The organism is Exiguobacterium sp. RIT594 (assembly GCF_003339585.1).
Lineage (GTDB): Bacteria > Bacillota > Bacilli > Exiguobacteriales > Exiguobacteriaceae > Exiguobacterium_A.
Map to the genome: position 1 here is coordinate 99575 of NZ_QPKF01000002.1, position 22096 is coordinate 121670.

Annotated in this window: 25 protein-coding genes; 17 read left to right on the forward strand and 8 right to left on the reverse strand. The window is 47.7% G+C overall.

Features of this window, described 5'->3' with window-relative positions; all coding sequences use genetic code 11:
- The first annotated feature begins 75 nt into the window (after nucleotides 1–75).
- From DVG79_RS10395 to queF, 7 genes are all read left to right on the forward strand, one after another.
- The gene (locus tag DVG79_RS10395) at nucleotides 76–891 is read left to right on the forward strand and encodes a bifunctional hydroxymethylpyrimidine kinase/phosphomethylpyrimidine kinase (RefSeq protein ID WP_026827153.1); all 816 of its coding nucleotides are present in this window, start codon (nucleotides 76–78) and stop codon (nucleotides 889–891) included.
- Between the two features lie 61 nt (nucleotides 892–952).
- Complete coding sequence (locus DVG79_RS10400) at nucleotides 953–1318, forward strand: YojF family protein (protein ID WP_026831717.1); 366 nt, start codon at nucleotides 953–955, stop codon at nucleotides 1316–1318.
- Nucleotides 1318–1974 carry a bacillithiol biosynthesis deacetylase BshB2 gene (gene bshB2 / locus DVG79_RS10405; protein ID WP_114596670.1) on the forward strand — a complete coding sequence of 219 codons (657 nt, stop codon included), beginning with the start codon at nucleotides 1318–1320 and terminating at the stop codon, nucleotides 1972–1974. Before DVG79_RS10400 ends, bshB2 begins: the two co-directional genes overlap by 1 nt.
- A 169-nt stretch (nucleotides 1975–2143) precedes the next feature.
- On the forward strand, nucleotides 2144–2800 hold the full coding sequence (queC, locus tag DVG79_RS10410; RefSeq protein WP_114596671.1) for a 7-cyano-7-deazaguanine synthase QueC: 657 nt from the start codon (nucleotides 2144–2146) through the stop codon (nucleotides 2798–2800).
- The gene (queD, locus tag DVG79_RS10415; protein ID WP_012371768.1) at nucleotides 2797–3252 is read left to right on the forward strand and encodes a 6-carboxytetrahydropterin synthase QueD; all 456 of its coding nucleotides are present in this window, start codon (nucleotides 2797–2799) and stop codon (nucleotides 3250–3252) included. Before queC ends, queD begins: the two co-directional genes overlap by 4 nt.
- Complete coding sequence (gene queE, locus DVG79_RS10420) at nucleotides 3249–3965, forward strand: 7-carboxy-7-deazaguanine synthase QueE (RefSeq protein ID WP_114596672.1); 717 nt, start codon at nucleotides 3249–3251, stop codon at nucleotides 3963–3965. Before queD ends, queE begins: the two co-directional genes overlap by 4 nt.
- An 11-nt stretch (nucleotides 3966–3976) precedes the next feature.
- Nucleotides 3977–4465, forward strand: coding sequence for a preQ(1) synthase (gene queF, locus DVG79_RS10425; RefSeq protein ID WP_012371770.1), 489 nt, complete (start codon nucleotides 3977–3979; stop codon nucleotides 4463–4465).
- A gap of 50 nt (nucleotides 4466–4515) precedes the next feature.
- Here queF and DVG79_RS10430 read toward each other — a convergent pair whose 3' ends face one another.
- Nucleotides 4516–4800 (reverse strand): helix-turn-helix domain-containing protein, encoded by a 285-nt coding sequence (locus DVG79_RS10430; protein WP_026827148.1) that lies wholly within the window; start codon nucleotides 4798–4800, stop codon nucleotides 4516–4518.
- 252 nt (nucleotides 4801–5052) lie between these two features.
- Between DVG79_RS10430 and DVG79_RS10435 the strand changes: the two genes are divergently transcribed.
- From DVG79_RS10435 to DVG79_RS10455, 5 genes are all read left to right on the forward strand, one after another.
- Nucleotides 5053–6708 carry a PTS transporter subunit IIBC gene (locus tag DVG79_RS10435; protein WP_114596673.1) on the forward strand — a complete coding sequence of 552 codons (1656 nt, stop codon included), beginning with the start codon at nucleotides 5053–5055 and terminating at the stop codon, nucleotides 6706–6708.
- An 84-nt stretch (nucleotides 6709–6792) separates the two neighbouring features.
- The gene (locus DVG79_RS10440) at nucleotides 6793–7596 is read left to right on the forward strand and encodes an endonuclease/exonuclease/phosphatase family protein (RefSeq protein WP_114596674.1); all 804 of its coding nucleotides are present in this window, start codon (nucleotides 6793–6795) and stop codon (nucleotides 7594–7596) included.
- Between the two features lie 176 nt (nucleotides 7597–7772).
- Entirely contained in the window at nucleotides 7773–9185 is a 1413-nt protein-coding gene (locus DVG79_RS10445; RefSeq protein ID WP_114596675.1) for a sucrose-specific PTS transporter subunit IIBC, read from the forward strand.
- 108 nt (nucleotides 9186–9293) lie between these two features.
- Nucleotides 9294–10145 (forward strand): PRD domain-containing protein, encoded by an 852-nt coding sequence (locus DVG79_RS10450; protein ID WP_255412942.1) that lies wholly within the window; start codon nucleotides 9294–9296, stop codon nucleotides 10143–10145.
- Nucleotides 10132–11067, forward strand: a complete 936-nt coding sequence (locus DVG79_RS10455; protein WP_114596677.1) for a carbohydrate kinase family protein — start codon at nucleotides 10132–10134, stop codon at nucleotides 11065–11067. Before DVG79_RS10450 ends, DVG79_RS10455 begins: the two co-directional genes overlap by 14 nt.
- A gap of 62 nt (nucleotides 11068–11129) precedes the next feature.
- On the opposite strand, the gene DVG79_RS10460 is transcribed toward DVG79_RS10455, so the two are convergent.
- Nucleotides 11130–11825: an alpha/beta hydrolase gene (locus DVG79_RS10460; RefSeq protein WP_114596678.1), complete on the reverse strand. Its 696-nt coding sequence runs from the start codon at nucleotides 11823–11825 to the stop codon at nucleotides 11130–11132.
- Nucleotides 11826–11984: 159 nt separating this feature from the next.
- On the opposite strand from DVG79_RS10460, the gene DVG79_RS10465 reads away from it, so the two are divergent.
- Nucleotides 11985–13256 (forward strand): purine/pyrimidine permease, encoded by a 1272-nt coding sequence (locus DVG79_RS10465; RefSeq protein WP_114596679.1) that lies wholly within the window; start codon nucleotides 11985–11987, stop codon nucleotides 13254–13256.
- Nucleotides 13257–13320: 64 nt separating this feature from the next.
- Here DVG79_RS10465 and DVG79_RS10470 read toward each other — a convergent pair whose 3' ends face one another.
- The 4 genes from DVG79_RS10470 to DVG79_RS10485 form a co-directional block, all read right to left on the reverse strand.
- A complete protein-coding gene (locus DVG79_RS10470) occupies nucleotides 13321–14814 on the reverse strand; it encodes a peptide MFS transporter (protein ID WP_114596680.1) in 1494 nt (497 codons plus the stop codon).
- Between the two features lie 236 nt (nucleotides 14815–15050).
- Nucleotides 15051–15686 carry an NAD(P)H-binding protein gene (locus DVG79_RS10475; RefSeq protein WP_034769584.1) on the reverse strand — a complete coding sequence of 212 codons (636 nt, stop codon included), beginning with the start codon at nucleotides 15684–15686 and terminating at the stop codon, nucleotides 15051–15053.
- Nucleotides 15686–16912 (reverse strand): glutathionylspermidine synthase family protein, encoded by a 1227-nt coding sequence (locus DVG79_RS10480; RefSeq protein WP_114596681.1) that lies wholly within the window; start codon nucleotides 16910–16912, stop codon nucleotides 15686–15688. The genes DVG79_RS10475 and DVG79_RS10480 overlap by 1 nt, the downstream gene beginning before the upstream one ends.
- The gene (locus tag DVG79_RS10485; RefSeq protein ID WP_114596785.1) at nucleotides 16909–17238 is read right to left on the reverse strand and encodes a hypothetical protein; all 330 of its coding nucleotides are present in this window, start codon (nucleotides 17236–17238) and stop codon (nucleotides 16909–16911) included. The genes DVG79_RS10480 and DVG79_RS10485 overlap by 4 nt, the downstream gene beginning before the upstream one ends.
- 142 nt (nucleotides 17239–17380) lie before the next feature.
- Between DVG79_RS10485 and DVG79_RS10490 the strand changes: the two genes are divergently transcribed.
- The 4 genes from DVG79_RS10490 (at nucleotide 17381) to DVG79_RS10500 (ending at nucleotide 20623) form a co-directional block, all read left to right on the forward strand.
- Complete coding sequence (locus tag DVG79_RS10490) at nucleotides 17381–17827, forward strand: hypothetical protein (RefSeq protein ID WP_114596682.1); 447 nt, start codon at nucleotides 17381–17383, stop codon at nucleotides 17825–17827.
- 86 nt (nucleotides 17828–17913) lie between these two features.
- A complete protein-coding gene (locus DVG79_RS16195) occupies nucleotides 17914–18087 on the forward strand; it encodes a hypothetical protein (RefSeq protein ID WP_012371785.1) in 174 nt (57 codons plus the stop codon).
- 27 nt (nucleotides 18088–18114) lie between these two features.
- Nucleotides 18115–19671: an ABC-F family ATP-binding cassette domain-containing protein gene (locus tag DVG79_RS10495; RefSeq protein WP_012371786.1), complete on the forward strand. Its 1557-nt coding sequence runs from the start codon at nucleotides 18115–18117 to the stop codon at nucleotides 19669–19671.
- A 166-nt stretch (nucleotides 19672–19837) separates the two neighbouring features.
- Nucleotides 19838–20623, forward strand: a complete 786-nt coding sequence (locus DVG79_RS10500; RefSeq protein WP_114596683.1) for an alpha/beta hydrolase family protein — start codon at nucleotides 19838–19840, stop codon at nucleotides 20621–20623.
- Nucleotides 20624–20636: 13 nt separating this feature from the next.
- On the opposite strand, the gene DVG79_RS10505 is transcribed toward DVG79_RS10500, so the two are convergent.
- Both DVG79_RS10505 and DVG79_RS10510 read right to left on the reverse strand, forming a co-directional pair.
- On the reverse strand, nucleotides 20637–21212 hold the full coding sequence (locus DVG79_RS10505) for a ferric reductase-like transmembrane domain-containing protein (RefSeq protein ID WP_114596684.1): 576 nt from the start codon (nucleotides 21210–21212) through the stop codon (nucleotides 20637–20639).
- Entirely contained in the window at nucleotides 21200–22090 is an 891-nt protein-coding gene (locus DVG79_RS10510; protein ID WP_114596685.1) for an FAD:protein FMN transferase, read from the reverse strand. Before DVG79_RS10510 ends, DVG79_RS10505 begins: the two co-directional genes overlap by 13 nt.
- Nucleotides 22091–22096: the final 6 nt, after the last annotated feature.

The window sequence follows — 22096 nt, forward strand, 5'->3', positions numbered from 1 at the left end:
AGTTGTCGCTTCGACTAGAATTCGCTATGATTGATGGCAAGAAGATATGCTTATTTTATTTAGGAGGAATTCCACATGACAAAACGTAAAGCTTTAACGATTGCCGGCTCTGACACGAGTGGCGGCGCTGGTATTCAAGCTGATTTAAAAACGTTCCAGGAACTTGAAGTCTACGGGATGAATGCACTGACGGTCATCGTCGCTCAAGATCCCGATCATTCTTGGCACCATGCGGTTTACCCAATCGATGCCGAACTCGTCCGGACACAAATCCATACGGTCCTTGGAGGAATTGGTGTAGATGCGATGAAGACGGGTATGCTCCCGACTGTCGAAATCATTGAAGTCGTTGCTGAAAAAATCAAGTCATCCGGTGTCAAAAATGTCGTCATCGATCCCGTCATGGTGTGTAAAGGTGAAGATGAAGTTCTGAATCCCGATACCGCGAATGCTTTACGCGATGTCCTGACACCGCTCGCAACGGTCGTGACCCCTAATGTCTTTGAAGCAGGTCAATTGTCCGGTCTCGGAAAAACCCCTTCAACGATCGACGAAATGAAGCTGGCAGCTGCACGGATCCATGAAAAAGGGGCACAATACGTTCTTGTCAAAGGTGGCAGTAAGATTGACCATCCACGAGCAGTTGACGTGCTTTATGACGGAAAAGAGTTTATCCTAATTGAGGACGAGCGTATTGAGACACCGTATACGCACGGAGCAGGATGCACCTACTCTGCTGCAATTACGGCTGAACTCGCAAAAGGAGCTTCTGTGGAGCAAGCGGTCCGGACAGCGAAATCGTTTATCACTTCTGCGATTCGTCATTCATTCCGCCTGAATGAATATGTCGGCCCGACTGACCATGCTGCTCACCGAACAGTAACGTCTTAATCGCTCAAGAAGTCCGCGCACTGATCGCGGACTTCTTTCTGTATAGGAAAGGGGATTCATCATGCAAGCACTTGATTTAACCGCTGTACAAGACTATATCGACAAGCATGCCAATACACCGCTTTATGTCCACGTCGAAACGACGAACGGGGCGTACGCGACCCACCAGGATCCGACGTTCCACAGTGCCGGCATGTTTTTCCGCAATGCTGAGATTACGTACGAACGGGGTCTGATTACCGGAAACGGTCCGTACCGGATCGGACTGAAACTCGCCCACGGTTGGTTGTACGGTGAAGGTTTAACCGATTATGAATTTGCAGGCGATCAACTGTTGATTGCCGGACATGACATTGAAGGACGTCTTGCGATTGCCTTCGAGCTCAGTCCGACTCCATTCGCGCAAGGCGCAGAGGAGGTAGAATAATGGCGTACAACGAACAAGATCATCTCCTCGTCATCTTCCCTCACCCGGATGATGAAGCGTTCAGCTCGGCTGGAACGATTATTGAACACGCAGAAAACCGCGGACCCGTCACGTACGCCTGCCTGACACTTGGTGAAATGGGGCGCAACATGGGGCGTCCTGTCTTTACGAACCGTGAACAGCTGGCGACGATCCGCAAACGCGAACTGATTGCCGCATCTGAAAAAATGAAGATTTCCGATTTACAAATGTGGGGACTCCGTGACAAAACGGTCGAATTCGAAGATGAAGCGATGCTTGCTGAACGAATCGGACAATTGATTACGAAAACGCAACCGACACGGGTCATTTCGTTTTATCCGGGATATGCCGTCCATCCGGATCACGAAGCAACAGCACGTGCCGTCGTCCGGGCGCTTCGTGCGATTGACGAAAGTCAGCGCCCTGAATTTTTGGCCGTCGCTTTCGCCAACAATACACGTGACGAACTCGGTGAAGGAACGTTTATCCATGACGTCAGTGCCTACACTGATCAAAAAATCGAAGCCCTGCAGGCACATGCCTCACAAACAGGCGGCTTGATGAAGGTCATCTCAGAAGACTCGAACATCCGCGATCTGCTTGTCAAAGAACGGTATTACCACTACCCGTTATGATTCCTGCACCCTTGGACGTCCTTTCGTTCAAGGGTGCTTTTTTGTCTTTCGAAATCCTCGATTGTCAGTCGACTTTTGTGTCACCTTCTGCTAGTGTGAATAGTTGAGACTGTGTCTCCGGAGTTCGTAACCTCCTCCGTCAAAAAAACTAGGAATGGAAGTGTACACAATGAAAAATGAACGTGCTCTTGTCGTCTTCAGTGGCGGTCAAGATTCGACGACCTGCCTGTTTCAGGCACTCGCCGATTATTCAGAAGTTGAAGTCGTTACCTTCAACTATGGGCAACGTCATGCCGCAGAACTCGATGTCGCCCGCGAAATCGCATCTGAACTCGGTGTGAAACATCACGAGCTCGATCTCTCACTCCTCAGTCAACTGACAAGCAATTCTCTGACTGACCACTCACAATCGATCACGACAAACGAAGACGGGCTTCCTTCTACCTTTGTAGACGGCCGAAATCACCTGTTTCTGTCCTTCGCCGCCGTCCTCGCTAAAGGACGTGGCATCCGCCATATCATTACCGGTGTATGCGAAACAGACTTTTCCGGTTATCCCGATTGCCGTGATTCCTTCATCAAGTCACTGAATGTGACGCTTAACCTCGCGATGGACTATCCATTCGTGATTCATACTCCGCTCATGTGGCTCGACAAAAAAGAGACCTGGGCATTAGCTGATTCGCTCGGCGCGTTTGATTTTGTCCGCGAACGGACATTAACGTGTTACAACGGAATCATTGGAGATGGCTGTGGCGATTGCCCGGCTTGCGAATTACGGAAAAAAGGCTTAGATGCCTACATCGAGGAGGTCCAACACACATGAAATTCAACTACGAAGCACCCGAAACAGTCGAGCGCCCGACCGGCGACTCGCTTATTTATACAAAATCACGTGTCATGATCGTCAAAAAATTGACGTTTGATGCGGCGCATCACCTGTATGACTACGATGGCAAGTGCCGCGCCCTGCACGGCCATACGTATCACGTCGATCTCGGTATCAGCGGATTCCTGGATCACCGCGGTATGACACTCGACTTTGGCGATTTGAAGAAAATTTTCAAAGAGCATCTCGAACCGTTACTCGATCACCGTTACTTGAATGAGTCGCTTCCTTACATGAATACGACGGCTGAAAACATGTCGGCCTGGATTTTTGAAACACTCGGCAAACACTTGCCGGATGAACGCGGTCTTCGTGTCGAGTTCGTCAAACTGTATGAAACACCGACTGCTTTTGCAGAAGTCCGCCGCGAATGGATGCTTGAGTCATGAGTCAATTGAAGAAAATACCAAAGATTCCGGTTCTTGAAATCTTTGGTCCGACCTTTCAAGGAGAAGGACGTTCAATCGGCCAAAAAACGATGTTCGTCCGGACCGGCGGCTGTGATTATTCCTGCGCCTGGTGTGACTCCGCCTTTACTTGGGACGGATCGGAGAAACCGGATTTACTGACAGCAGAAGAAATCCTGACGCAACTCGATGCCCTCGGTTCATATGGTCATGTCACGATTTCCGGTGGTAATCCGTTGTTGCATGCATCGATCGGTACGCTCGTCGATGCCTTGAAGAGCCGTGGCATCACGATGTCGGTCGAAACTCAAGGTTCTTACTGGCAAAACTGGGTGCTCGATATCGAAGACGTCACGATCAGTCCGAAACCGCCTTCGAGCGGCATGACGGTCGATTATGACCGGCTTGATGTCTTTTTCAAACGGTTGCCTGAACAGCAACGCGCCGTTAAAATCGTCATCTTTGACGAGGCGGATCTTGACTTTGCTGCTGCCATCTCAGAACGCTATGCCTTAAAAACCTTATATCTGTCACTCGGTAATCCTGATCCTGCGGAAGAAGGTACGATTGCACCGCGGATGTTATCCGGCTTAAAAACTTTATGGGAACGCGTCGCAACTGATGAACGATTTAATCATGCGCGGGTTCTTCCACAACTACATGCCCTCGTTTTCGCAAACGATCGCGGCGTTTAAGGAGATTAATTATGCGTCCAGAAGATTTAAACGATTTGTCCTTACTTGGTCAAAAGTCTGTCCCTTACATTTTTGAGTATCAGCCGGAAGTGCTGGAAGCCTTCCCGAACCGCCACCCGGAAAATGATTACTTCGTCAAATTCAATGCACCTGAATTTACGAGCCTTTGTCCGATTACGAATCAACCGGATTTTGCGACCATTTACATTTCTTATATTCCGGATGAGAAGCTGGTCGAATCAAAATCACTAAAACTTTATCTGTTCAGCTTCCGTAATCACGGGGATTTCCATGAAAACTGCATCAACGTCATCGGAAAAGATCTCGTCAAGTTGATGGAACCTCGTTACCTTGAAGTCTGGGGGAAATTCACGCCACGCGGCGGGATTTCGATTGATCCATACTACAACTACGGTAAACCGGGTACGAAATATGAACAGATGGCCGAACACCGTCTCTTTAATCATGATTTATATCCTGAAACGATCGACAATCGCTAAGACTCGAAAAATCCTCCATTGCCTTAGGCAGTGGAGGATTTTTAACGCAATTAACTTGACGGTAAATCAATGATTTTTGCCCCTTCTTCGTGAAGACGGATGATTTGAGCAGGCCAAATATGCCGCACTAAATGTTCGTATGGGACGTTAAGTGCTTTTGCTAAACGTTCAATCATCGAAAATGAAGGGTGTGCGATACTCTGCTCAATCCGTTCCATCATTTCGGGTGTCGTCTCTGTCAGTTCAGCCAATTGCTCCTGATTGATTTCTTGCCGTTCACGTAATGTACGAATCCGCTCTCCATAATTTTCGAGAGGACTTATCGTTTCACTCATGATGTAATCTCCTTTTCTAAGCACATGACTTTCTACCTTTAATCCTGTTAATTTATTCCCGAATTTCACTTTTCAACACTTCTTCCCTTCATACTATTTACTAACTAAAATATAATTTCAAAAAAATCATAAAAAAGAACTAGCTTTTTAAAAAGTTATCGCTTACAATTCTAAGTGCAAGCGGTTGCATTAATCGCTTACATTTTTTGCACTAATTACACAGATAACAGCTACATAGAGGAGTGAGACCACATGAAAAACAAGATTTCATTTGATTTCTGGCAAAAGCTAGGAAAAGCTTTAATGGTAGTCATCGCAGTCATGCCAGCTGCCGGAATCATGATCTCGATCGGGAAGTTGATCGGCATGTACGGTGGAGACATCGTGTTTATGCAAACGGTTGCAAGAATTGTTGAAGATTTAGGTTGGGCCATCATTACTAACCTGCATGTCCTGTTCGCCGTTGCGATCGGTGGATCGTGGGCAAAAGAACGGGCCGGCGGAGCATTTGCAGCCTTACTTGCATTTATTTTAGTCAACCGTGTTACCGGTGCCATCTTTGGTGTCAATTCGACGATGCTTGCTGATCCAAAAGCAACCGTCACCTCTTTACTTGGTTCTGATTTAATCGTGAAAGATTATTTCACTTCTGTCCTTGGTGCTCCGGCGCTCAACATGGGCGTATTCGTCGGAATCATTTCCGGTTTCCTTGGAGCCGTACTCTTCAACAAATTTTATAACTTCAGCAAGTTGCCTGATGCACTTGCGTTCTTTAACGGTAAACGGTTTGTACCATTCGTCGTCATCGGTGGATCCGTTGTTGCCGCGTTCGTTTTATCACTCGTTTGGCCGTTCGTTCAAGGATTGCTGAATGACTTCGGACGCTGGATCGCGACGTCACGCGATACGGCACCGATCCTTGCTCCATTTGTTTACGGAACACTGGAACGTCTGCTCTTACCGTTTGGTCTTCACCACATGTTGACGGTTCCGATGAACTATACGGAACTCGGTGGAACGTATAAAATCTTAACGGGTGCGGCGCAAGGTTCGACGGTCGCAGGTCAAGATCCGTTATGGCTCGCCTGGATTACCGATCTCGTTAACCTAAAACAAGCCGGTAACACACAAGGATACAACGATTTGATCAACAGTGTCGTCCCGGCACGTTTTAAAGAAGGACAAGTCGTTACTTCTCTGGCTTCTTTAATCGGTGTTGCTGTTGCCATGTACATGTCAGTTGATGAAGACAAAAAGAAAGCTTATAAACCGGTCTTCCTATCTGCCGGTCTTGCCGTTTTCTTAACAGGTGTCACGGAGCCGATCGAGTTCATGTTCATGTTCATCGCACCTGTCCTTTACGTCGTCTATGCTGTCTTAACAGGTGTTGCCTTTGCGTTAGCTGACGTCATGCATCTCCGGATCCATGCGTTCGGAGCGATTGAATTGCTGACACGGATTCCGCTGATTGCAAAAGCGGGACTGATCGGTGACTTGATCCGCTTTATCGGTGTCTGTATCTTCTTCTTCTTCTTGAACTTCTTTACATTCCGTTTTGTTATTAAAAAGTTCAACTATGCAACACCGGGCCGTAACGGAAACTACTTGGATGATGTCGTCGTTTCAGATAACACTCAAGCTACGAACGAAGCGGCTGCAACAACCGATCAATCACAAGCATCAAAAATCATCGGGTTACTTGGTGGTCAAGCGAACATCGAAGAAGTCGATGCCTGCATGACGCGTTTACGCGTCACGGTTAAAGATCCAAGTCTTGTCGCACCGGAATCTGATTGGAAATCCAATGGTGCACTTGGATTAATCCTAAAAAATAATGGCGTGCAAGCCATTTACGGTCCTAAAGCGGATGTCCTGAAATCGGATATCCAGGATCGAATCGGCGCATAAACCAAATGGATTAGGGTAAATAAGAAAAGGTGAAGCTCATGATGAGTTTCACCTTTCTTTATTGAAAATCAGGAGGAACAGCAGATGCGACTACTTACGTTAAATTGCCACTCATGGCAGGAAGAACAACAACTTGATAAATTAAATCAAATCGTCACGCACATCATCCAGCAGGATTATGATGTGATCGCTTTACAGGAAGTGAGTCAGCTGATGGATACACCAATCCTCTATGACAATATCCGTGAAGATAATTTTGTCTACTTGATTCAACAAGCATTACGTAAACAAGGTCTCGACTATTCGTTCGTCTGGGATTTTTCGCATATCGGGTATGATGCCTACGAAGAAGGTCTTGCTCTCTTGACCAAACATCCGATTATCAAATCTGATTCCTATTACATCAGCCGGAGTCAGGATACGATGGACTGGAAATCCCGGAAAATCGTCCGGGCGACGATTGATGTCAATGGAACACACATCACGTTCAACTCCTGTCATCTCGGATGGTGGGAAGATGCGGAGGAACCGTTCAGTGAACAATTTAATCACTTGATTGCACGGATGGATCCACTCGAATGGACACTGTTCCTCGGCGACTTCAACAATGATGCTTTAGAACGCGGAACGGGTTATGACTACATGGTGCAACGCGGCCTCCACGACGTCTTTTTGTTGGCGCAGGAAACCGTCGGTGTCGAGACGGTCGAAGGAAAAATTGATGGTTGGGAAGAAAATCAACACGGCTTGCGTCTCGACCTGGTTCTATCGAACCGAAAAATCGACGTCGATCGCGTCGGAGTCGTCTTTGACGGTATCTTGGCACCGGTCGTCTCCGATCACTTTGGCGTCGAGGTTGATATTTCCATTCAAAAAGAACCGATTTAACAGTTGACACCGCTTTCTTTTCTCATTATGATGAGGGCAACAAGTAAATAGTGCGGATTGTGACAGTACGGCTGGCAAGACCGATTCAACACCTCGTTCGTGAAGGTGTTGTTCGGTCTTGCCTTTTTTTGTGGCCTGTTTCCATCGCACGCCTTTCCTAAAAGGAGGAAATCAACATGGATTACAAACAAACTGCAGCACATGTCCTCGAACTCGTCGGAGGTCGGGAAAACATCATTACGGCCGCCCATTGTGCAACACGGCTCCGCCTTGTCCTGCATGACGAATCCAAAGTCGATCAAGCGGCACTCGAAGACTTGGACGGTGTCAGTGGTGCATTCTCAAGTTCAGGTCAGTATCAAATCATCTTCGGAACAGGTACTGTCAACAAGGTCTTCGCTGAATTCGCCCCACTCGCTGGTGTAAAGCCGGACGGAGAAGAACCGCTTGATGTCAAAAAAGCAGCTTCGCAAAAATTGAATCCGTTTGCCCGTCTTGCCCGCTCATTATCAAACGTCTTCGTCCCGCTGATTCCGGCCATCGTCGCTGCCGGTCTGTTAATGGGACTGCTCGGAATGATCAAGGCATTCGGTTGGGTCAGCGGTGATTCGCCAATCGTCCAGTTGCTCGATATGTTCTCGTCTTCCGCTTTCATCATTTTACCGATTCTGATCGGTTTCTCGGCTGCCCGTGAATTTGGTGCGAATCCGTACCTCGGGGCCGTCATCGGTGGAATCATGACCCATCCGTCGTTGTTGAATCCATGGACACTCGGAAACAGCGAACCGGAAGTGATGCATTTCCTCGGCATGAACATTGAATTGATCGGCTATCAAGGAACGGTCTTCCCGGTCCTCCTGACAGTTTGGGTCATGGCAAAAATCGAACAGCAGGTCCGTAAACGGACACCGGAAACACTCGATCTTCTCGTCACACCGTTCGTAACGATTCTTGTAACGGGATTCCTCGCTCTGATCGTCATCGGGCCGATTGGAACGTTGCTCGGAAAAGGGATCTCATTTGTACTCGTCTTCTTCTATGAGCAATTCTCGGTCGTCGCCGGTCTCCTGTTCGGCGGTCTGTACTCAACAATCGTCATCACAGGGATGCACCACAGTTTCCATGCGATTGAAGCGGGATTACTTGCCGATAAGAGTATCGGTAAAAACTTCTTACTTCCGATCTGGTCGATGGCAAACGTCGCCCAAGGCGGAGCAGGACTTGCCGTTTACTTCATGACGAAAAACGTCAAACTCAAAGCACTCGCTCTCCCGTCTGCTTTTTCCGCATTTCTCGGGATTACGGAACCGGTCATCTACGGGGTCAACCTTCGACTCGGTAAACCGTTTATCGGTGGTGCGATTGGTGGCGCGATTGGCGGCGGATATGTCGTCTTGACACAAGTCGCAGCGAACGCTTACGGATTAACCGGTATTCCGATGATTGCCATCGTCGCTCCGCTCGGCGCCTCCAACTTGATCAACTATCTCGTTGGTTTCGCAATTGCTGTCGCAACGGCCTTCGTCGCTACCGTCATCTTGATGCGTCTCGATGCACGAAAACAAAAACAGACGGATTTGGCTGCTTAATTAAACGATGCGACCCCTTGAGAATCCTCTTCGGGTCGCATTTGTCAGTTTTCCTAGACTGCCGATAACCCGTATAATGGAAGTAGAAAGGAGGTAGTCAGACTGATCATTCATAAAGTACTCAACAATAACGCCATCGTCACAAAAGAACAAGGTCAGGAACGGATCATCATGGGACCGGGCATTGCTTTCGGCAAGAAAAAGAAGGATCCCGTTGATCCGACGAAAATCGAAAAAATGTTCATCCCGTCTTTTGAGAATGCTGAACAGTTCAAGGAAATCCTGACGACGACCCCACTCGATATCATCGATTTGTCGGAACAGATTATTTCTTATGCAGAAGGCGAACTGAAAACACCTTTTCATGACTACATTCATGTCAGTCTGACCGATCACCTCGCCCATGCCGTCCGTCTGGCCCGGGAACAACTGGTCGTCCACAACCGGTTGGCGGAAGAAATCCGGTTACTGTATACAGCGGAATATCAGATTGGAGAATGGGCAGTCGCCCATATTGAACAACAGTTAGCCGTTTCCTTACCGAAAGAAGAAGCCGCGAACATCGCTCTCCACTTGTATAATGCGCGGCAACGGCATCCTAACATGGCAACCGCCCTGCAGACGGCGACGTTACTAAACGAGTTGCGGGAACAAATCGAAGCCTTTTTCGGTCAAACGATTGAAACGACCTCGATGACCTATTACCGGTTCTTCACCCATATGAAGCTCGTCTTAGCTCGGATCGAACAAGGGCAAACGTTGCATGATATGGATGATGTCATCTTATCCGCTGTTCAAACCCGTTATACGGACGCTTTCCGTTGTGCGGAAAACATGGCGTCCTGGTTGGAACAAGAATTACAGACGACTGTGCCGCAATCCGAAGTCGGCTATATGGCTCTTCACGTGGAACGGATCCGGCCAGATTTTGAAAGGGGTACATCCTATGAAAATTTATAGTCTTGGTGAAGCATTGATCGATTTGATTCCGCTCGATGCCGATAATGTAACGTTCCAAAAAAATCCGGGTGGTGCACCGGCCAATGTCGCCGTTGGATTAGCACGGCTCGGCGCCGACAGTTATTTCCTCGGTTCCGTCGGTGACGATTCGATGGGACACTTTTTAAAGGATACACTTCATCATTACGGTGTGAAGACGGATCATCTTGTTTTTGATCCGACGCATAAGACCGGTCTTGTCCTCGTTACGAATGCCGCCGACGGTGAACGGTCATTCGAGTTTATCAACAGTTATCGTGCTGACATGAGTTTTCATGAAAAAGACATTCCGGATTCGCTCGCCGAGGCGGACCTCTTGCACATCGGATCAATCTCGTTGATTTCCGGAGATGCGGTCGAAGCGACACGGCGGGCGATTGAAGTCGCGAAAGACAATAATGTCCCGATCTCTTACGATCCGAATTTACGCGAATCGTTATGGTCTGACCTAGATGCTGCCCGTTCCACGATTCGGTCCGTCTTACCGGATGCTCAAATCGTGAAACTGGCGGAGGAAGAACTGACCTTTTTAACCGGCCAGACGAATCTGGATGAAGGGGCTGCCGAACTACTCGCAGAGTATCCGATTCGGTTACTGGCTGTAACGCGTGGCGCGGAAGGGTCGCTGATTTATACCGACCGCTCGATGGCAGAGATTCAAGCGATTTCTGTCGATGCGATTGATACGACGGGAGCAGGTGACGCGTTCATGTCCGGTCTCCTTCATCAATGTGCCATCCGCTCGTTTTCGTTTGACTGGGATGAAAACGAATTACAGGATATCGGCCGCTTTGCTGCGATTTCCGGAGGACTGGCGGCATCCGTCAAAGGCGCCATGGCCGCCTTGCCGACGCTTGACGAGGTTTCACGACGGTTGACGTAACATATATGAGAAGACATCAAACCCGCTCCCCTGTCCAATCAGACAGAAGAGCGGGTCTTTTTTTACTGTGCAGATACGAATTCCCGGATCACCTTCAACGTTTCATCCTGTTGTTCTTTTGGCGTCAACGGACTGTCATTGTCCCCTTTTTGTTTGCCATACATCCCGAAGTTGGCATGGTTGCCATCTTTGATCAAGTGAAAGACCGCATCGGAGCGGACATCCTGTTTACTGTCCTCAATATCCTCGACCGGTAAAACCCCGTCCCGTCCACCGTAAACGGTTAGCGACGGAGTATCGATTGCATCAATCGGATACGAGGCCAAGAAAATCATGCCTTTGATTTTCGGACTGTCTTCCAAAATCGTTGAAGCGGCGCTTCCGCCTAACGAATGGCCAACCAAATACCACTGTTTGATTTTTGGATGCTCTTCGATGATCGATAATCCTTTTTTAGAGTCCAGCAACGCAATATTAAACGGCAGTTTCGGCAGAGCGACATAATATCCTTCTTGTGCCAATTGGTGACCGAAATAGCTGTATGCAGCGGGATCCACTTTGGCTCCTTGATAAAAAATAAAGCCCGTTTCACTCGTGTCGTCCCCGAACTGGTAACCTTGTCCGACCGATTCACCGAAATATGGTTTTGCTTCTTTTGTTGGATTGTAATCAAATTGAGCCCAAATCATGAATGCTGCAACTAAAATCCCTACCAGAATCAGTAAACTGATGCTGATTCGTTTTAACCATCTTTTCATATTCATCCCTCCTCTTTTATGATACCCAATCTAATGTGCAAAATCACATATGAAAGTATTGTTTTGAATTTTCAGTTAATGTAAGCGTATCTATCTCTTTTTCAATATTTGGTTTAAGATTAAAAAAGCATCCGTTATTCGAAAGGGGAATCATTTGTTTTGCCACGTACTGTTGTCTCCACGATTCAGTGGTTTTTGTTTATTATTTGTACTAACATTGCCCCGCCACTCGCGATTGCCGCCTCATTTGAACTGTCAAGTGCAGATACCCTCGCCTTTTTATCCCGCTGCTTATTTGTTTTTGCGATTTTAAGTCTCATTCAAGTATTATTCGGTCACCGTCTGCCAATCATGGAAGGGCCTGCCGGTATTTGGTGGGGAGTGTTCGCGCTCTACTCTTCTATCGGAATCACCTTATACGGAAGTTACTCCAACACGTTACAGTCGTTAGGTTTTCTTCTCATCTTAAGCGGAATCATCTGTATCATTCTTACCCTGACCGGGGTACTTCGCCGACTCGTACCCTTGTTTACACCACAAGTCATCGGTGTTTACATGTTGCTGTTATCGGCTCAGTTATCCGGTTCCGTCATGAAAGGACTGCTGAATATCGAAGACGGAAAGATTCAGGTGCTTCCTGCCGTCATTTCTGTCTTAACTGTCATCATCTCACTCTACTTGGAACGCAGCGACCGGTTGCGTCAGTACGCCTTATTAATCACCCTGCTCGTCGGTTGGAGCATGTTTGCCTTGATTGGTCGTGCCGAAATGCCGACGTTCGACGGTCCATTCTTCACTTTCCCTGATTTAATGCCGTTCGGCGGCATTCAGCTCGACTGGAGCCTACTGCCGACAGCCCTGATCATCTCGTTATTGCTGATGACAAACGTCTTGGCGAACATCAAAGTCATTGAACGAATCATCAGTGCAAAACGCGGCGAGAAGGTCAAAGGACAAGTCGCGACAGCCGGCGTCACGGCCGGAATCGGACAGATCTTCGCAGGAATGTTCGGAACGGTCGGTCCTGTTGCGATTTCCGGGACAGCCGGCTTCATCGCTTCAACCGATAATACGGACCGGAAAGCCTTTGCGATTGCTAACGTTGTTTGTCTGTTCCTCAGCATCGTCACGCCGTTCGTCGGACTGATTGCAAAGATTCCGGTCGCTGTCGGATACGCAATGGTTGCTCCAATCGTTGCCGGTATGGCGATCATCGGGGTCACGGAAGCATCGCGAGAATTAAATCGCCAGACCGCCATGATTACGGTCGGCTTACCGGTTCTCGTCGGAATCGGTGCTCTGCTTCTTCCGAAAGGCGCCACTTCGGATTTACCTCCACTCGTCACGACATTGATGTCGAATGGTCTCGTACTCGGAACACTCGTCGCCCTGCTTGCTGAATCACTGCGTCATATCCGAACGAATGATTAAAAAAAGACAGCTGATCTTGGAAGGAATGCTTCCAAGCCAGCTGTCTTTTTTTCGTGAATATTTCTTAACGAATACCACGCATATATTTTTGAAGTTTTGGTGCGAAAGCGAACAGGATGATCCCGAGAATGATGGCAACAAGTCCTGTAATTCCGAAGTACGCCACTTCTGTATCCGCTCCGTAGTATTTTACAATTTGAGCGTTGACCGCTTGTCCGGTCGCGTTCGTCAAGAACCACAAACTCATCGTCTGTGCTGAGAAGGCAGCCGGTGCCAATTTCGTCGTTGCAGATAGTCCGACCGGTGATAAGAATAACTCACCGATGACAACGAGGAAGAAGCTGAGCGCAAGCCAAAGCGGGCTGACCGTCGTATCTGTTCCGAACAACAAGCCCGGTAACATCATGACGATAAAGGATAAGCCGGCAAATACCAAACCAAACGAAAACTTCTGCATTGTCGTCGGTTGGCGATCACCGAGTTTCACCCAAAAGCTTGCAAATACAGGTGCCAAGACGATAATGAACAGTGGGTTCAGGGACTGGAAGAAGGCCGGTTCCAGACCAAAGCCGAGGAACGAAAGATTTGTCCGTTCATCCGCAAAAATCGAAAGAACATATGAACCTTGTTCCTGGATTGCCCAGAATACTGCAGCTGCAATGAAGAGCGGAATGTACGCAAGCAGACGCGAACGTTCATCATCCGTAATCTTCGGACTCCGCAGCATGAAAGTGAAGTAAGCAATCGGAATCAAAATTCCGAGGAACGTGACCATGAGCGTGAAGCGACTGATCGTCAACAATCCTGTCAGCGATGCAATCGTACCAAGAACCGCAAGTGCGATAATGACAACGGCTGCAATCGTAAAGAACCGTTTCCGTTCGTTACCTTCAAGCGGATTCAAGACGTATGTCCCCGCTTGTCCCAAGTTCTTTTTCTTCGTTAAGACGAAAACGATCAAACCTAAGAACATTCCGATTGCAGCAAGTGCAAAACCAGCGTGATATCCTGCTGAATCTGAAACTTTACCAACAATCAATGGTGCGAGGAATGCACCGGCATTGATCCCCATGTAGAAGATACTGAATCCGGCGTCACGACGGTTATCCGTTTTACTGTACAGATCACCGACGATATTCGAAACGTTTGGTTTCAAGAACCCTGTTCCGATGACGATCAGTCCCATTGAGATGAACAATGCCGTGATTCCGGCCGGTAACGCGAGGACGATATGTCCGAGCATGATGAGCACTCCACCATAGAAAACGGTCCGCGAAGTACCGAGCAGCCGGTCCGCGACCCAACCGCCGATGATACCGGACATGTATACGAGGGAACCGTATACTGCCATGATCGATGCAGCAGTCGGTTTGTCGATTCCAAGACCACCGTTGGCAACTGAATCATACATGTAGAAGATGAGGATGGCACGCATCCCGTAGTAGGAGAATCGCTCCCAAAACTCAGTAAAGAATAACGTGAACAGTCCTTTTGGATTTCCGAAAAATCCTTTTTGCGGAACAGTCTTGTAGACCTGATCGCGATCAAACTCTGCCATATGAACGGCTCCTTTCGTCTACCTTCGATATGTGCACATTGTCCAATCTTTTTCCCGCTTTCCCCAAACGATAAGCATGAACGAACCAATTGAACGCAAATACACTGTTTTGCCTGAATTGTCTCACTTCTTTTTTTGTTTATGAGACAGCACTATATCATTCAACCGTAAATCATTTGAGGAGTCAAATATTAATTTCGGTACACAAAAAAGAGTGATACGAAAAATCCGCTCACTCAAGTCTGCATCTCTTTTGATTCAACAATCGTTACTCCCGGTGGTTCATGCAGCGTATGATGAATCATCGCCTGTGCGACCTTCGCTGCTTCAATCGGCGCGTACGGGCTGCGCCGCAACAACGGACGTAATACAGTGGACACCCGGGCCGCCGCCTGTTCGCCAAATCGGAATTCATCCCGCTCGCCTAACAATAACGAAGGGCGGAAAATAAGTAAGGCATCGTAACCGAGTACGCGTAATCCATTTTCCGCGTCCCCTTTGACACGGTTATAAAATGTTTTCGCATTCGGATGGGCGCCGAGTGCCGAAATCAGAGCAAATCGAGTAGCTCCCAGATCAAGCAATTCCCGTCCCACTTCAATTGGATACGTATAATCCACGAGACGAAACGCTTCTTGCGATCCAGCCTGTTTGATCGTTGTCCCCAGCGCACAGTAAACGTGGTCGACTTCCGGTAATTCGATTTCCGTCACATGATCAAAATCAATCACCCATTCTTCGAGTTTTTGATGAAATCGATTCATCGGACGACGTACGAGAACATGTACTTCCTGATATTCATCATGCGCCAGTAGTTGATCGACCAGTTCTTGCCCCACTAAACCAGTCGCTCCTAAAATAGCTGCTTTCATCATCCATCCTCCTCTTGATTTTCACGTTGTCCGATCGGTAAGAAATAAGATCGATTCCCCGTGATCCTTTCACCTGCCCGTACCCCGACAGCACTCGGTCGCCCGCCAAGCACAAACACACCAAACATATATGCGACTTCTGTTTCATCTTCTAATGACCACATCGGTAATTCCTGATACCGTTGATACACGGCCGACTGATTGCTGAATGAACGTTGTTCGTTGCTGAACAGGACATTCCCGTCCCCTTGACGGACAGTAACCGTATCCCCTTCTCGTCCAAAGATCGGTTTTTCGACGAAAGCTTGTTGCTGACGTAAAAACGGCTCCGGACTCAAATAGGTCGGTAAGAAATACTGAGCAATAATCTCATGATCACGCCCGGTCAAATAAGGATGGTCTGTTTCATGCAAGAGCCAGATTAAAGCCAAGACCGACTTGGCCTGCATCAGGAATGCCGACGGCGGATTGATGATTTCAAGCAATCCCATCTCGACGAGCTGAAGCAACAAGTGTCCCAGCTCTTTTCCGTCTTCATCACGGTCGAGTAGAGCCATCTCAATCGGAAACGTCTGCCGGTAAAGAATATCGATTCTTCGTCCCTGTTGGTCATACAACCCATCTTCTGCCCGTATCTCAAGTTCGTCAAGAGGACAGTATGTAGCACCGGCAACAAATTGTTGCAGATACTCTGTCGTCCACCGGTCTTCGATATTGTCTCCATGTGACGTGAAGACGACGTGCGGCTGTTCGTGACGAATCCTGTGACCGGCCGCCTTCACCGCACGATCAACGCTGTCCGCCAACTGTTTTGCTCGTCCGTCATTAATTGGCTTAAAACCCACTTTTTGCGCAATCCGATCGTTGACTTCAAAAGATTCCTTAATAAATGTCGGTGTATCCGCATTCCATTCCATGATCGAAATCCGATTCTCTGTGACAATGAAATCGAAGCGGCTGATGACTGATAAAGGACGCATCGTCTGTAACCGTAAAAAAGGTAAAGCATCCTTCGGAAAACCAAGTTCAATTAATCCGTCGTCATCCATCGTCCAAAGAATCGGAATCACTTTTTCAAAGATGGTATACGCTTCTCGTGCCGCTGTCCGCAATGCCTGAATCGTCTCGTTCGAAACGGGCATTACTTCCGCCAAAGCGTAAATTTCTCCATCCAGCACATCCCAAAAAGCGTCGATATCCCCGTACAATTCCTGTCGTGTCCTCATCCGCCGAAGAAGCCGGACGATGACCCCGTCCCAAATCCTTTTGTCTTGGCATTATAACTTTTAACGTCCTTTGATCGGGGGGTGTATCCTTTCGTTCGCATCGCACTATGCATCAAGGCGCGCGAAGCAAAGTAACTTCCTCCCCAGTAAAAGAACCCCGAGTGTGTCGAGCTTGAATCATCACAATACCAAACACCTTCATCGTTATCATATTCATAATCATCACAATCCGGATCATCCGGACGTTCCGCTTTTGCATTGTCCGATCCACATCCACTGAGCGTCGTTCCGATTAATAACGTAGCTGCAAGTGTTGCCTGCTTCATCCAACTCACATCACATACCCCTCTCGTCACAATTTGTTATTCTAAGTATACGCTTTTTCCACCAAAAAAGTTTCTAAGTCGTTCCGGAACTTTTTTTGTTAAGGCCAGTAGAATAACGAAGAAGACTTGAGGAGGAAATCAAATGTCACTTGCCTATTATGTCGAAGATCAAAATGAGTTCAAATCGATTTATCAATATAGCCGCTTTGCCATTGAACCGGAAGAAATCATTGCGCATCAACTTTGCGAATTTCATATCATCGAAGGTCACTTATATGAGTTGCGTTCCAATGAAATGGATGGCGAATACGATCAGTTAATCGTCGATCATGTGGAAGCGTCTCCCCGTGATCCGGCGGACCGTGTCTATCCGCCGCACCAGATTCATCTCGAATTCCGACGCTTCCAGGAAAGTGCGTCACATCCGGTCATCAAGACGGTGACCGTCCCGAATCATATCCAGGCCATGCGCTTTTTAGTCAAAGATAAATTGAGCGTACCCGATCATGGCGTCTTTGAACGAGACAGCTGTGAAGTCGATTTAGACCGAAATTGTTACGTGATTTATTTAGGTGAAGAAATCATTTAATGAAAGAATTAAGTATAGTTCGTTTTCAAGACAGGTTTTTTTTGGCATACTAGAGGATAAGAACGAATTAATCGAGGTGAACACACATGAGCGAACAACCAAAAAAATTGTCTCTTCAAGAAGCAATGATTGAACAATTAAAAGCAAAAAAACAATCACAGACAAAACGTCCGACCGGTTTGCGCGGAACAGAAACAAAACAAATGACAAGCCAAAAAACGAAAAAAACGAACAACCAGAAAAAACGGACAGGCGTCTAATTGAATTCATGAAATAAGGGAGTAACTATGAGTATTTTAACGGTATCAAACTTAAGCCATGGTTTTGGCGATCGTGCGATTTTCGAAGATGTCTCGTTTCGTCTGTTAAAAGGGGAACACATCGGTCTCGTCGGAGCAAACGGTGAGGGTAAATCGACGTTCATGAACATCATTACTTCACAGCTCGAACCAGACGAAGGAAAAGTCGAATGGGCGAAACACGTCCGTGTCGGCTATCTGGATCAGCATGCTGTTCTTTCCAAAGGACTCACGATTCGTGATGCCTTAAAAGGAGCATTCCAATATCTGTTCGACATCGAACAGGAAATCAATGATCTGTATACAAAGATGGGCGAAGTCGAACCAGACGAACTCGAAAAAATGTTAGAAGAAGTCGGGGTCTTACAAGACATCTTGACGAACAATGATTTTTATACGATCGATGCGAAAGTCGAAGAAATTGCACGCGGTTTAGGTCTTGATGAGATCGGTCTCGATCGTGATGTCCAGGAACTGAGCGGCGGACAGCGGACAAAAATCCTGCTTGCGAAACTGTTGCTCGAAAAACCAGACATCCTGTTACTCGATGAGCCGACCAACTACTTGGATGTGCAACATATCGAATGGTTGAAACGTTACCTCAATGATTACGAAAATGCGTTCATCTTGATTTCACACGACATTCCATTCTTGAACAGTGTCATCAACTTGATTTACCATATGGAAAACCAAGGACTCAATCGTTACGTCGGTGATTACGACAACTTCCTGACTGTCCATGAGGCGAAGAAGAAGCAACATGAGTCGGCCTTCAAACGTCAACAGCAGGAAATTTCCGAGCTGAAAGACTTCGTCGCCCGAAATAAGGCCCGTGTCTCGACACGGAACATGGCGATGTCCCGTCAGAAGAAACTCGATAAGATGGATGTCATCGAACTCGCGCAGGAACGTCCGAAACCTGAGTTTCATTTCCAGACAGCCCGGACACCAAGTAAGTTGATGTTCGAAGCGAAAGGACTTGTCATCGGTTACGATGAGCCGCTTTCCCGTCCGCTTGACTTGATGATTGAGCGCGGTCAAAAAATCGCGTTACACGGGGCAAATGGTATCGGGAAGTCGACGTTACTCAAAAGTCTGCTTGGTGAGATTCCTTCGGTTTCCGGTACAGTCGAACGTGGAGAAAATCTTCACATCGGCTACTTCGAACAGGAAATCAAGGAAAAGAATTCGAATACGTGTATCGAAGAGATTTGGGGCACATTCCCGTCTCTGACACAGCAGCAGGTCCGGGCTATGCTCGCGAAATGCGGTCTGATGACGAAACACATCGAATCGAAAATCGAAGTCCTCAGTGGTGGGGAAAAAGCGAAGGTCCGCCTTTGTAAATTGATGAACACAGAATCCAATATTCTGGTTCTCGATGAGCCGACCAACCACTTGGATGTCGAAGCAAAAGAAGAACTCAAACGGGCTCTTCAGGAGTACAAAGGAACGGTTCTGTTGATTTCACACGAACCTGAATTTTACGAAGCCGTCGCAACGGATTTATGGAATTGTGAATCGTGGACGACAAAAGTGTTCTAAAGGTAAACACCATCTGACGGAAGTCCGGGACTCGATTTTTAGATCGAGTCCCGCGTTCCGTCTTTTTTTGGGCTTTCATTTAATTCATAGACTTAATCATTGCCTTGTTCAACGATTTGTATCAAACTAAATGGCAGATGCAACTTTTTCTGAAGGAGTGGATGTCATGGAAACGATCACTAAAAAAGCCAACTTATCATTACTCGAACTTCCGAGCGGTGGAGACGAGTCGCTATTTTGCCGTCTCTACTCTCCTGCACTCGCTGCTCCTGCACCACTCATCGTCCTGTTTCATGGATTCCCCGGAAAACAATTAAACATGGACTGGGCGGTTCAATTACAAAACCTCGGCTTTCACGTCCTTGTGACGTCTTACCGCGGAACGATCGGCAGTCCGGGAGCATTTCGTTTCCAACATGTCCTTGAAGATGCGACTGCCATCATGCAACATGTCATTTCTCCCGCCTTTACGCAAGCACACGATATCTCAGCCGATCAGATTTCAATCGTCGGCCACAGTATGGGCGGCTTTGCCGGACTTCATGCGTTCGTCGATGTTCCGGACATTGCGCATTACATCGGGATCTCTCCATTCAACTTCGGTTTGATCGGTCAACTGGTACTCTCTTATCCGGAACATGAAGAGGCGTTACAAGGTGTCTTGAGCCGCGGAGCTCAGTTCCTGTCCCATACCGACGGCGACATACTGCTCGACGAACTAAAACGACATCATGCGACGTGGAACCTGCTGTCACTGAAAGAACAACTCGGAACACGTTCCGCCTTACTTGTGACGTCGGAACGTGACGAGACGTCTATCAAATCACTTCATCATGACTTGCTTCAGGATGCCAGCGCCTTTGAACAAATCATTGTCGATAGTGATCACAACTATATCGACAATCGGGAAGATGCCTTTCAGGCTTGGACCACGTGGTTAAGACAACGCTAAAAAACGAGCGTCCTCATTTCACTAGTGAGGACGCTCGCTTTTTAGGTGTTGCTGTTTTCGGACGGACCTGCATACGGTACAAAATCAGTGTAAACAATGTCAGTGTCGAACAGGCATACCAAATGGTCGTGAAAAGTGTTCCTGTATCCGTTCCGATGAAAATTCCGTGTAGCGTCATCAAGAGCCAGGCCGGCAGGACAAGCCAGTGCGTTAATTTCCATAATGTTTTTCCGAGCGCCTCTTTCAAGAAATCAGAAGTAACCAAGACAAAACCAAACAGGTACAGACTGATCGTTCCAAAGGCATTCCAAAGCGGCTCATAGGAGGCCGTTCCCGGAATCAGAATTTCAAGCAAACGCAGAGGGGCATACGTATCGACGACGATCAGCGTCGCATGAAGCACAATCGCGAGTAAGCCGGCCCAGCCACTGTACAGGTGAATATTATGCAGACGTGCCTTTTGTTTTCTCAATGCCGGGAATGAACCGAGTAGACCGGCTAACACCGATAGTGTCAAAAAGAAATGTCCGGTCAACCCGCTCAAACGAATCATCGTCCACGTTGAAAATAACCACTTCATCCAGTCCATATGGCTTGTCCTCCCTTCTCTTCCGCCACCATTTTTCCTGACTCATCCATCAATAGTAATCGTCCGTTCGGAAACCACTTGAACAGTTTGTCCTGTCGTTCGGCTTCTGTCATCTGAAAAGCGAGTTTCGTCATCACTTCTGCCTCATAGAGTTGTGGCGCAGACGCCGTGATTTGGACGAATCGGCTTTCAATCGGACGCCCTGTCTTACCACTTAACAAATGATGGTTCGCCCTGTCGCCCACTTTCCAGGAACGATACATCCGGCTCGAGGTCGCGACAGCCCCTTGTCGTAACCGGATTTCTGCAATCTCAGTTTCTGTCTTCGGATCTGTGACGGCAATTTTCCACGGCTCGTCATCAGACCAGACAATGACGTCTCCGCCAGCGTCAATCAATCCGCGTGGCTGGTTCTTCCGTAAACGTTGGGCAACCATCATTGCCGCCGCTCCCTTGCCGATTCCGCCTAAGTCAATCGTTCCTCCACCGACCCGCGTCACTTCACATCCTTCGACTAAAAACGGACTGATTTCAGGCGGCAGGGCTGCTTCTGATTCAACGGCCTGCCGGAAAGGAAACGATCGGTCGTAACCGTTTGCGCGCTGCTGTTCAAGTAGGAAGGGCGAAAAGTAATGTTCGGTCTGTTCAAAATAACGAATTGCCCGTTGTAACAATCGTGCAAGCGGTAACGATACCGTCAGCGTCTGCCCAATCAGCAGTTGATTCAACTGACTGACTTCGCTGGACGAACTGAATCGTGACCATTGCCGGTCCACATAATGAAAGAACTGCTCGATGTCCTGCCATTCCTTTTCTTCGATCCTTTGGTTCGTGATAAAACGAATGTTATTATGCATCGAATAGAGTTGCCGCTCCATTTCGTT